The organism is Paenibacillus sp. AR247, assembly GCF_002968895.1.
GTDB classification, from domain to species: Bacteria; Bacillota; Bacilli; order Paenibacillales; family Paenibacillaceae; genus Paenibacillus_AQ; species Paenibacillus_AQ favisporus.
The window spans coordinates 319587-330302 of the sequence record NZ_PCZT01000006.1; the positions used below are offsets into that span (position 1 = coordinate 319587).

Here is a 10716-nt window from a genome sequence, read left to right on the forward strand (position 1 = left end):
TTGCCCGACCGAATCTCGTGCTCGCGCACAGCATTTGGCTCGATGACGAGGAAAAGCGGATTATCCGCGAGCGCGGCGTCAAAGTCACCCACTGTCCGGGATCCAACCTGAAGCTGGCATCCGGGATTGCAGAAGTGCCGGAATTGATGCGAAGCGGTATCCCGGTCGGCCTCGGCGCGGACGGAGCCCCGTGCAACAACAACCTTGACATGTTTCAGGAAATGAGATTATCCGCATACATGCAGAAGGTGGGGCACGGTCCGACGGTCATGAACGCGAGGACCGTGCTGCGAATGGCCACGATTGGCGGAGCGGAAGTGCTTGGCATGGAACGGAAGATCGGAAGCATTGAGACGGGGAAACTTGCAGACCTGATTTTGCTGGACCTGGAAGATTATCATGTCTATCCTTCCTTTGACGCGGATTGGTTCTCACGGGTCGTCTACGCCGCCACCCGCGGGGATGTCGAAATGGTGATGATCGACGGTCAAGTTGTGATGGAAGGAAGGCAGGTGCTGACCCTGGATAAGCCGCGGGTACTCGCCGGAGCGAACCGGGCCTTGCAAAAGCTGCTCCGTAGATTGTAATCCTGGTTCAAGGAACAGGATCGCTGTATTTTTAGGAAAATGCATGTAAGGAGGAGATCGGATGGAGACGGAAAGCATTCTTCGGTACGTGCAGAATGAAGAGGGGACGGCCGTGCTTGCGAGCCTGGTATCGGTGCGCGGCCATGCTTACCGCAAGTCCGGAGCCATGATGCTGATAGCCGCGGATGGACACCGCATCGGCAGCATCAGCCCCGGCTGTCTGGAAGCGGATCTTGCTGCAAGGGTTCCCCGGATTCTCGAGCGCGGCCGGTTCGAATGGGTGAGCTATAATACCGAGCCAGGCGTCGACCCGATCTGGGGAGAGGACATGGGCTGCGGAGGCGAGCTGGTCATTTTGCTGGAGCCAATCGAAGGCCGTCTTCTAGCGGTGCTTCTGGAAGCGGCCAAAATCGTTCTGCAGGGGACGGCTATCCGGCTCATTCGGGAACTCCGCCCGGATCAAAAGATGGATTACCGGCTGGAGGAAGATGGCCCCATACAGGAATCGGTTGCAGGTCGGGGAGTGTTCTTCTATGCGACCCGGCTGGCTCCGAGCCGCCGGCTTATCATTTTCGGCGCCGGGGAGGAAGCGGCGGCGCTGGAGGCGATGGCGCGCTCCATCGGATTTGCGACAGCGGTGGCGGATTGGCGCGAGGATTGGTGCAGCAGGGAGCGGTTCCCGCTGGCCCAAACGGTTGTTGGCGATGCCGGCAGGATCGTTGAGGAGCTGCGCATCGGCATCCGCGATTACGTCGTCCTTGCCAGCCATCATTTGCGCCGCGACCGAGAGATGCTGCAGCGCCTAGTCCCGCTGCAGCCGGAGTACGTCGGCATCATCGGCTCCGCTCGGAGGATCGGGCTGCTCTTTGGTGAGCTGCCGATCCCGGACTTCGTGGATGCCCCTGCAGGTCTTCCCATTGGCGCAGAAGGCGCCGCCGAAATCGCCGTCAGCATCGCGGCCCGGCTGGTGAAGTGGAAGAGCGGCGCTGAGGCGGCTGTTCGGGAAAGGCGGCATGCATGAGCATCATGGGCGTATACCTTGCGGCGGGAAGCAGCCGGAGAATGGGCTGCCGCAAGCAGTCCTTGGAGCTTGCACCAGGTATGCATCTGGCCGGCAGCGGCTTGGCGGCGCTTCGGGACAGCGGCCTGAGCGGGTTGATCGTAGTCGTTCATCCCGAAGATCCGCTGGTATGGCTGGACGCCGGTCTCCTTGCAGACCGAGCGGACGGCTCTAGCATTGTCGTCGCTGTCTGCCTGGAAGCGGATCAAGGCATGGCGCTCTCACTGCAATGCGGCATCCGTGCTGCTTCCGATGCAGGTGCCGATGCTGTGCTTGTGGCGTTGGCCGACCAGCCGTACGTGTCGCCGGCTTGGCTGATGCAGCTGATCGACGCGTGGCGATCAGCTCCCGGGCTGGATTATGTGATGAGCGAGGCGGGAAGGGAGGCGATGCCGCCTGCGGTTCTGTCGGCAACGATGTTTGAGGCGGCTGCCGGACTGAAAGGGGATCAGGGGGCGAGGCGCCTTCTGGATTCTTCGCGGTTTCAAGGGCTCCGCGTGGCCCCTGCCGATCCTTTGCTTGTACTGGATATCGACACGCCAGAAGAGTGGGCGGAGGCAAAACGAATATGGACGCTTCAGACGAACCAGCATCTCCCCATGTGTAAGAAATGATGACATAAAATCTGATAGGTCATGCACAATTTTGGCATCGGGCACAACGCGAACGAACGTGATTGTGCATGACTCCTAAATCGAAGTTAAGTTTATTTACACAAACACGGTGGCGGCGTATAGTGTGAAAAACCAACCAATCTATTCCAATTAAACACCAGGATGCATTCAAGACACTGCAAAGGAGAGACGGCCATGGATGCTGCCTTCAACCCGGTGATGAGTACACCGACTGTATGGCATCCGGCAGATGCCCGGGAAGCCTATTTGCTGAAACGCCGTTTTGGTCAGCAAGCGGACTATGTCGCTGGCGGCACACTCCTCCGTACGGAATGGGAGGCCGGAACACGGAGCATTTCCCCGCATTGGATCGACCTACAGCGTGTGACCGGCTTACGGGAGGTGTTCATGCAGGCCGGAGGATTATGCATCGGTTCCCAGGTGACCCTCGGGACATGCCGGAGACATCCGAGCCTAGCCAGCCTTTACCCATTGGTGGGGGAAGCCATCCGCAGCACGGCAGCGTCGTCCGTACGAAACGTGGCGACGCTCGGAGGTAACGTATGCTCTGGCGTGGGGGACGTACTGCCGGCGCTGGCTCCTCTATGACGCAGAGTTGGAATGGCAGGATGAACTACGGCCCCGTGGCGCCGCTGCCTTTGACGGAATGGCTGGAGCTTCGTGCCGCCGATGCCTTGGACCCTGACCGGATCCTGCTGACGATCAGGCTTCCTGCAAGGGCGGATGAAGGCAGACCTGGGCCGGCTTCCGGACGTCTATGAACGGGTCATGGAAGAGTACAGACCGGCTGGCGATATATTCGCCGGAGAATCCTATCGCCGCAAGACGGCAGCATCGCTGATCACCGCAGATTTGTGGCAGCTGCTTCAACAGACTGCATCCGAAGGAGGGGAGACGCTATGCTGAACCGATCCAGCAGCGGAACGCGCTGGAGGGTGCGCCCGGACGGCCCGGATAAAGTGACGGGGCAGCTCAAGTATTTGACGGACATGAGCGCGCCGGATATGCTATACGGCCGGGTGCTGCGTGCGGCTTATCCACATGCGGCCATCCGGTCCGTGCGGACGGATCGGGCGTTGGCGCTGCCCGGCGTGGAGGCGGTCCTGACCTGGAAGGATGTGCCCGGGCTGAACCGTTTCGGCATCGCTCGCGCCGATCAGCCGGTCTTCTGCGAGGACCGGGTCCGGTATACGGGCGATGCCGTGGCGGCCGTCGCAGCGGCTACGCCGGAAGTCGCTGAATACGCCCTTCAGCTGATCGAGGTGGATTACGAGCCGCTCCAGGTGCTTACCGAGCCCGATGAAGCTTTGGCCGAAGGTGCGCCGCAGCTTCATCAGGACGGCAACCTGCTTCACCGGAGCGAGTACCGCCGTGGCGATGCCGACGAGGCGTTTGGGATGTGCGCTCATATCGTGGAGGCGACCTACCGGACGCCGCGCCAGATGCACACCTATATGGAAACGGAAGGCGGGCTGTTCGTTCCGGGAGAAGACGGGAGACTTACCGTCTACTCTCCTACACAGCACGGCCTGATGGACCGGCTGCAGCTGGCGCGGATTTTGGCGATCCCGCCGGAGTCGATCCGAGTCGTGTCCAGCCCGATCGGGGGCTCCTTCGGCGGGAAGGACGAATTAAACGTCCAGCCGTACGGGGCGCTTCTCGCCAGGGTGACGGGCAAACCGGTGAAGATTCACCAATCCCGCATGGAATCGGTACGGGCCGGCCTGAAGCGCCATCCGATGACCATCCGCATGAAAACCGGCGCGGACGCATCGGGACGTATCCTTGCCCATCAGGTCAGGGTTCTGGCCGATACGGGCCCTTACGCCACGCTGGGTGCGGAGGTGCTGAACTTTGCGACGGAGCATGCCGTTGGTTCTTATGCCTTCGGCGCCGTCGATGCCGTAAGCATCTCGGTGTTCACAAACAACGGCATGTCCGGCGAGTTTCGGGGATTTGGCGGCAATCAGGCGCTGTTTGCGCTGGAGGGCCAGATGGATCGTCTCGCCGAGGTGCTCGGGATGGACCCATGGGAGTTCCGCCGCATTAACCTGCTTCCGCCGGACGGGACCGGCCCCTTCGGTCAGCCGATTTCGGTGACTGGCGGGGCACTCAAAGTATGGAATGCCTTGAAGGAATCGCGTTTGTGGAAGGAACGGGAACATCTCACGGAAGGCGGGAACCGGCCGCCCTGGATTCAGACCGGCGTCGGAGCTGCTTTCGTCATGCATGGTGCAGGCCTTGGTTATGGCATTCCCGACCCGTCGGGCGGCCGGCTTCTACTCGCGCAAGACGGGAAGGTGGAAGTCGCGTTCGGTTTCGAAGAATGCGGACAGGGGCTGCTCGCGACGCTGGAGCAAATGCTGGTCGAGATGTACGGTCTGGACGCTTCCGATCTCAGGCTCGTCATCGGGGATACCGATGCGGTGCCGGACAGCGGCTCTAGCACTGCGTCCCGCGCGACCAGCATGATGTGGCAGGCACTGAAGCGTATGCAGAAGCCGTTTACAGAACGGCTGCTTGCCGCCGCTGCCGAAGCTGCGAGTGTGTCGGCGGAATGTCTCCGGATCGGTAATGGAGGTATTTACGACATTTACACGCAGAAGCAGGTGATGACGTACCAGGAACTGGCCGCCGCCGGGAAGGATCCCATCCGTGCCGAAACGAGCTTTGCATACCCTGTGTCCCCTACCACGCGGATCGGAGCTCACTATTTATATTCGTATGCCGCGGTTTGTGTCAGGATCGAGGTGAACCGGTTGACCGGGCGCATTCGACTGCTGGACCAGTTCCATGCCGTGGCCGCAGGCCCGGTCATGAACCCGCAGGGCTATCTTGGCCAAATCGAGGGAGGGAGCGGGATGGCGCTAGGCTTTACGCTGAGCGAGGATGCCGTCATGGAGGAGGGGAAATACAAAACCGGCAACCTCGACACCTATCTCATTCCGACCGCAGCCGACTTGGCTGGTCCCGTCGAAGTGCTGCCGATCGAGGATCTGCCGGAAGGCGACGAGCACGGGCCGAGAGGAATCGGCGAGATCGGCTCTGTCGGGCTTGCGCCGGCCATCGCAGCGGCTGTCCGGCAGGCGACGGGAATTTGGCTGGAGAAACTCCCTGCGAATCCGGCTTTGCTGCAAGATGCATCCTTCCTTGCGAGAAAGGGGGAGACGGTATGAAATCCGAAAAGGATCGTATCCAGCTGAAGCCGTGGACCTGCGAGATCAATGGCGGGCGGGTGTCGTTGAACATATCGCCGTCCAGACGGCTCCTCGACATTCTCCGTGACGATTTGGGCATGACCGGGACGAAACGGTCATGCGACATCGGTCGGTGCGGCGCCTGCATGGTGCAAATGGACGGCGTGCCGGTCAATAGCTGCCTGGTCTCTGCCTATCAGGCAGAGGGCCGGTCCATTACGACGATCGAAGGCATCGGACGGGATGGACTCCATCCCGTGCAGCAGGCCTTTTTGGAGGAAGGGGGCTTTCAATGCGGTTACTGCACGCCGGGAATGATTATGACCGTCATTGCGCTGCTTGATGAACATCCCGATCCGGAGCCGGAACAGGTAGAGGAAGCGCTGTCCGGCAATCTGTGCCGTTGTACGGGATACGCGGCGATTCTAAGGTCGGTCCGGAGAGCATCGGAACGGATCATCCGGGAAAGGCGCGGTCCCGGAGGGAAGGAGGATGCGCGCATATGATCACGATCAACGAACTGAACGAAGGGACGGTCGAAACGTTCGTCCGGCACCTGGGCGGCGTCTTCGAGCATTCGCCTTGGGTGGCGGAGCAGGTATGGGAGCTGCGGCCGTTCGCATCGGCTGCGGAGCTGCACGAGCGGATGATGGAGCAGGTGTACGCAGCGTCTGAGTCCCAGGTGCTGGCGTTGTTTCAGGCGCACCCCGACCTTGCCACGCGCATGCAAGTCACAGTATTTTCGGCTCAAGAGCAGCGGGGCGCGGGTTTGGATCAGCTGACCGGGGAGGAATACGAAGCCTTTGCATCCATGAATGCACAGTATGTAAGCAAATTCGGTTTTCCTTTCATTATGGCCGTAACCGGATGCACCAAAGACGACATCGCGCAAGCGATGCGGCAAAGAATTGATCATGATACAGAGCGCGAATGGATGCAAGCGCTGCGCGAGATTGCCCGAATTACGCGAATCAGGCTGGGGCGGATCGTCACGGATCGCAGCCAGGAATAGAAAGGATGACCTAATCATGCTGAAAATAAACTCCGGACGCACGCTTTATTACGGAAAAGGAGACGTCCTTGTTTACAGGACTTACGCAGAGCCGCTGGAAGCGGCCCCGATACCGGAATCTCCCTTTGTTGGGGAGGATAATATTTTGTTTGCCCATAACATCCGTTTTGCGGTCAGTGGTGAGGCTCTGCTGACTTCGTTCACCGACGGGGACAACGCGCAGCTGGTGGCCACCGATTCCATGAAAAATTTTATTTTGCGCCAAGCAGCAACCTTTGAAGGAGGGACGACGGAAGCGCTGCTGCATTTTTTGGCCGTACGGTTTATGGAGACTTACGGCCATATCGACACCGTGCGGCTGTCGGCCAACCGGATTCCCTTTCTTCCTCTGCCGGTGCCGGGCCCCGGAGGGTTTCTGGATAACCGTCTCGTGTACAGGCGTTCCTACAACGATCATGCCGCCGCGGAGATGAAGCTGGCGCGCGGCGCCGAGGGGTATGATCTCGACGAGGCGTGGAGCGGCTTGTCGGACCTGCAGCTGATCAAAGTCAGCGGCAGCTCGTTCTATGGCTTTATACGTGATGAATACACGACGCTGCCTGATGCCTATGACCGGCCGCTCTTTATATTTCTCGATATCCGCTGGAGATATGACGACCCGCAGGATGCGATTCATCCGGAGGCAGGCAAGCATGTGCCCGTCCAGCAGATACGCGACATTGCCCAGAACGTCTTTTATGAATTCGCGACCCCGTCGATCCAGCATTTGATCTGGTTGATCGGGCAGCGGATTCTGATCCGGTTTCCGCAGCTGGCCGAAGTCCGGTTTGAAACGAGCAACCGGACATGGGAGACGGTCGTGGAACCTGCGGACGGCTTGTCATCCGGGGTCTTTACCGAGCCGCGCCCGCCTTTCGGCTTTCAGGGCTTTTCGATGACCCGGGAAGATCTAATTGCCGCACCGGAGCCGGCTGAAGGCACCGTCAGTTCCGGATGAGCGGGCGGATTTCGACTCATGTGCTCGATACGTCCCGCGCGGTGCCTGCACGCAGCCGCTGTGGGACGGCGATTTGTACCCGGGGGCGAATACGAGCTGACGTTTTGGGTTGGCGATTATTTCCGTCAACAGGCGGCCGCCGACGGGATTTTGTTTCTGAACCTTGTTCCGATCCGGTTCAGGGTGTCTAACGGCGATGAAAATTACCATATCCCGCTGCTGCTGGCGCCGGGAGGGTACAGCACGTATCGCGGAAGCTGATAGAAAAAAGGGGGGGCGGAGCATGGATGCGCACGAAGAATGGATCATACGCGGCGGAAACGTCGTGCTTGAGGACGAAGTCGCAAAGATGGATATCGCCATCTGCAATGGAAAGATCACCGAAATCAAAGACCGCATATCGGGGACGTCTGCTTCGAAAATCGTAGAAGCGGACGGCCAGATCGTCATGGCCGGCGTGGTGGATATGCATGTCCATCTCAATGAGCCAAACTTTGGACATTGGGAGGGGTTTGAGACGGGCTCTGCCGCGCTCGCGGCCGGCGGCTGCACGGCGTACGCGGATATGCCGCTGAACGGAAACCCGCCGACAGTTACGCTGGATGCGCTGCGGCACAAAGAACGATTGGCGCAAGGCCGGTCGGCGGTGGATTATGCCTTGTGGGGCGGACTGGTGCCAGGGCGAATGGACCAGCTGCGAGCGCTGGCCGATGCCGGCGTCATCGCATTCAAGGCGTTCATGTCAAATCCCGGCGGGGAAGGGGAGGGGCGATTCCGTGAGGTAGGGGAGGATGAACTGAGGGAAGGGATGCGGCGCATTGCCGGTCTCGGTGGCCTCATTGCACTGCATGCCGAAAGCGACGAAATGACGTCACGCCTGACCGCCGAGGCCCTTGCCGCAGGGCGGACCGACGCTGCAGCTTATGCGTTGACCCGCCCGGTCGAAGCCGAACTCGAGGCGGTAGCCTCCGCACTTGCCCTTGCGGAAGAGACGGAATGCCCCCTGCATTTCGTTCACATCAGCAGCCCCGAAGCGGTCGATCTGATTCAGGATGCCAAACAGCGCGGCCTTGACGTAACGTTGGAGACCTGCCCGCATTATCTGACTTTGAGCGAGGAGGATATGATCCGCATCGGACCGGCGGCCAAATGTGCGCCGCCGCTCCGTTCTGCCTTTCTAATAGAAGGCATGTGGGAACGTCTTAAGGCAGGCGCGATTGATTTCATCGCTTCCGACCACTCGCCCTGCCCGGAAGCGATGAAGGCCGTGACCGAAGGTGGCGGCTTCTTTGGAGCATGGGGCGGCATCGCGGGTGCCCAGAGCACCCTGCTGCTGATGCTGGAGGAAGGTTGGATCAAGCGGGGAATTCCGCTTCCGCAGCTCTCGAAGCTGTTGTCGGAACGTCCGGCCGAAAGATTTGGCCTTGGCCGCCGCAAAGGCAAAATTCAGGTGGGAATGGATGCCGATTTGGTGCTGATTCAGCCATCGTCTCCGCACGTCTTGCACAGAGAGGATCTGCTGCAGCGCCACCGGCACAGCCCATATATCGGCAGGGTTTTCAGCTGCTCCGTAGCTGCGACGTACTGCCGGGGCCGCCTGGTCTATACGTCGGAGGGAGGAATCGTAAGTCCGGGTGCCGGCCGGCGGCTGACACCGCTCAAGCCACACACTGCCGGCCGCAGCGGGGAGGTTGTGGCGCCATGAATATTGCCGCTGAATCTGGTGCTTTTGCCGATATGATGCGTCTGCTGGAAGATCTGGGCCGGATCGGGCGCGAACCCGGGGGCGGCGTCACCCGGCTGCTGTATTCGCCGTCCTGGCAGGAGGCGCAGCAGCTGCTGGCCGGCCGCATGGCAGATGCGGGGCTGGAGGTGCGTTATGACCGGGTCGGGAACCTCTACGGCCGGCTGCCGGGCACCCGTCCCGATCTACCCGTGGTTCTGACTGGCTCCCACGTGGATACCGTCCGCGCCGGTGGAGACTACGACGGAGCCGGTGGCATCGCCGCCGGTATCGCCGCGCTGTCCTATTTGAAGCGGCGGTTCGGGATGCCTGTCCGTACGCTCGAAGTGGTCTCCTTCTGCGAGGAAGAAGGCAGCCGGTTCCCCTTAACCTATTGGGGCTCGGGCAGTATTGGCGGCCGCTACCGGATCGGCGATGGAATCGGCATTTACGACGCGGAGGGTGTATCGCTGGATGAGGCCATGAAAGCAGCTGGCTTCGGACAGGAGAGCCAACCCGACTGCCGCCGGAGGGACATCGGCGATTACGTTGAGCTGCACATCGAACAGGGCGTCGTGCTGGAGGCAGCCGGACGGCGAATCGGCGTGGTCGAATCGATCGTCGGACAGCGCCGGTACGGGATCGCGGTGACGGGCAACAGCAACCATGCGGGAACGACGCCGATGTCCTACCGTGCCGATGCGCTGGCCGGAGCGGCCGACATGATCGTCCGGGTGGAGGAAATGGCGAAGCGGGCCGGTAACGGAGTGGTAGCGACCGTCGGGCGGATCGAAGCCTGGCCCAATACTCCGAACGTCATTCCCGGCGAGGTACGCTTCTCCTTGGATATCCGTCATACCGAGAGTTGGATGCTGAACGAGTTCAGCGAGTCCGCTCTTGAAACGTTCCAAGAGATAGCCGCCGCAAGAAAGCTGCAGGTAAAGACCGACTGCTGGCTGAAGACAGAGCCTGTCCCGATGGACGGTACACTGGCGGGACGGATTGAGCGGCTGTGCATGGAGGCGGGTCTGCCGTACCTGCGCATGGTCAGCGGCGCGGGACACGACGCGCAAATGATGGCCGCCGTCAGCCGCGCGGCCATGTTATTCGTTCCGAGCCGGGGCGGGATCAGCCATGCCAAGGAGGAATACACGGAGCCGGCTCACCTTGCGGAAGGAGCGGCAGTTTTAGCAGCCTGCCTGCATGAGCTTGCCTATACGACAGGAGTGGATGGATGATGAATAGGGTATCCGGGGGAAGCTGGAATGAATTTGTGCCGATTTCGCGCATCATTATGACGCCGGGACCGGTAGAAGCCGACCCGAGAGTGCTGCGGGCCATGTCTTATCCGATTCTTGGTCAATTCGATCCGGCATTTACGGAGCTGATGAATGAAACGATGGGAATGCTTCGCGAATTGTTTCGTACGGACAACCGGTGGGCGTATCCCGTAGACGGTACGTCGAGGTCCGGGATTGAGGCCGTGATGGCAAGCCTACTAGAGG

At 60.5% G+C, this 10716-nt stretch carries 12 protein-coding genes and 1 pseudogene; all 13 read left to right on the forward strand.

What is annotated here, in order from left to right; translation table 11 throughout:
• The coding region (locus tag CPT76_RS06455; RefSeq protein ID WP_146116174.1) for an amidohydrolase family protein at window positions 1-587 on the forward strand (587 nt) is incomplete at its 5' end.
• Window positions 588-648: 61 nt separating this feature from the next.
• Window positions 649-1608, forward strand: a complete 960-nt coding sequence (locus tag CPT76_RS06460) for an XdhC family protein (protein ID WP_105442294.1) — start codon at window positions 649-651, stop codon at window positions 1606-1608.
• The gene (locus CPT76_RS06465; RefSeq protein WP_105442295.1) at window positions 1605-2261 is read left to right on the forward strand and encodes a nucleotidyltransferase family protein; all 657 of its coding nucleotides are present in this window, start codon (window positions 1605-1607) and stop codon (window positions 2259-2261) included. The genes CPT76_RS06460 and CPT76_RS06465 overlap by 4 nt, the downstream gene beginning before the upstream one ends.
• Window positions 2262-2456: 195 nt before the next feature.
• Window positions 2457-2870 carry an FAD binding domain-containing protein gene (locus CPT76_RS06470; protein ID WP_181152710.1) on the forward strand — a complete coding sequence of 138 codons (414 nt, stop codon included), beginning with the start codon at window positions 2457-2459 and terminating at the stop codon, window positions 2868-2870.
• A 135-nt stretch (window positions 2871-3005) separates the two neighbouring features.
• A complete protein-coding gene (locus CPT76_RS06475; RefSeq protein ID WP_105442297.1) occupies window positions 3006-3188 on the forward strand; it encodes a hypothetical protein in 183 nt (60 codons plus the stop codon).
• Window positions 3182-5458: a xanthine dehydrogenase subunit D gene (pucD, locus tag CPT76_RS06480; RefSeq protein ID WP_105442298.1), complete on the forward strand. Its 2277-nt coding sequence runs from the start codon at window positions 3182-3184 to the stop codon at window positions 5456-5458. The genes CPT76_RS06475 and pucD overlap by 7 nt, the downstream gene beginning before the upstream one ends.
• Window positions 5455-5985 (forward strand): (2Fe-2S)-binding protein, encoded by a 531-nt coding sequence (locus tag CPT76_RS06485; protein ID WP_105442299.1) that lies wholly within the window; start codon window positions 5455-5457, stop codon window positions 5983-5985. The genes pucD and CPT76_RS06485 overlap by 4 nt, the downstream gene beginning before the upstream one ends.
• Entirely contained in the window at window positions 5982-6491 is a 510-nt protein-coding gene (gene uraD, locus CPT76_RS06490) for a 2-oxo-4-hydroxy-4-carboxy-5-ureidoimidazoline decarboxylase (RefSeq protein ID WP_105442300.1), read from the forward strand. The genes CPT76_RS06485 and uraD overlap by 4 nt, the downstream gene beginning before the upstream one ends.
• A gap of 16 nt (window positions 6492-6507) precedes the next feature.
• The gene (pucL, locus tag CPT76_RS06495) at window positions 6508-7488 is read left to right on the forward strand and encodes a factor-independent urate hydroxylase (protein ID WP_105442301.1); all 981 of its coding nucleotides are present in this window, start codon (window positions 6508-6510) and stop codon (window positions 7486-7488) included.
• 18 nt (window positions 7489-7506) lie between these two features.
• Window positions 7507-7749, forward strand: a complete 243-nt coding sequence (locus CPT76_RS06500) for a hydroxyisourate hydrolase (protein ID WP_258168147.1) — start codon at window positions 7507-7509, stop codon at window positions 7747-7749.
• A gap of 22 nt (window positions 7750-7771) precedes the next feature.
• Window positions 7772-9193: an allantoinase AllB gene (gene allB, locus CPT76_RS06505; protein WP_105442302.1), complete on the forward strand. Its 1422-nt coding sequence runs from the start codon at window positions 7772-7774 to the stop codon at window positions 9191-9193.
• Window positions 9190-10449, forward strand: coding sequence for a Zn-dependent hydrolase (locus tag CPT76_RS06510; protein ID WP_105442303.1), 1260 nt, complete (start codon window positions 9190-9192; stop codon window positions 10447-10449). The genes allB and CPT76_RS06510 overlap by 4 nt, the downstream gene beginning before the upstream one ends.
• A pseudogene (locus CPT76_RS06515) lies at window positions 10446-10716 on the forward strand (alanine--glyoxylate aminotransferase family protein); the annotation flags it as partial. The gene CPT76_RS06510 and the pseudogene CPT76_RS06515, both read left to right, overlap by 4 nt.

Bases quoted from the DNA above. Each gene is read 5' to 3' on its own strand.
- pucD (WP_105442298.1), top strand. From the start codon at position 3,182: ATGCTGAACCGATCCAGCAGCGGAACGCGCTGGAGGGTGCGCCCGGAC.
- pucL (WP_105442301.1), top strand. From the start codon at position 6,508: ATGCTGAAAATAAACTCCGGACGCACGCTTTATTACGGAAAAGGAGAC.
- CPT76_RS06485 (WP_105442299.1), top strand. From the start codon at position 5,455: ATGAAATCCGAAAAGGATCGTATCCAGCTGAAGCCGTGGACCTGCGAG.
- CPT76_RS06475 (WP_105442297.1), top strand. From the start codon at position 3,006: ATGAAGGCAGACCTGGGCCGGCTTCCGGACGTCTATGAACGGGTCATG.
- CPT76_RS06465 (WP_105442295.1), top strand. From the start codon at position 1,605: ATGAGCATCATGGGCGTATACCTTGCGGCGGGAAGCAGCCGGAGAATG.
- CPT76_RS06460 (WP_105442294.1), top strand. From the start codon at position 649: ATGGAGACGGAAAGCATTCTTCGGTACGTGCAGAATGAAGAGGGGACG.
- CPT76_RS06500 (WP_258168147.1), top strand. From the start codon at position 7,507: ATGTGCTCGATACGTCCCGCGCGGTGCCTGCACGCAGCCGCTGTGGGA.
- CPT76_RS06470 (WP_181152710.1), top strand. From the start codon at position 2,457: ATGGATGCTGCCTTCAACCCGGTGATGAGTACACCGACTGTATGGCAT.
- CPT76_RS06510 (WP_105442303.1), top strand. From the start codon at position 9,190: ATGAATATTGCCGCTGAATCTGGTGCTTTTGCCGATATGATGCGTCTG.
- uraD (WP_105442300.1), top strand. From the start codon at position 5,982: ATGATCACGATCAACGAACTGAACGAAGGGACGGTCGAAACGTTCGTC.
- allB (WP_105442302.1), top strand. From the start codon at position 7,772: ATGGATGCGCACGAAGAATGGATCATACGCGGCGGAAACGTCGTGCTT.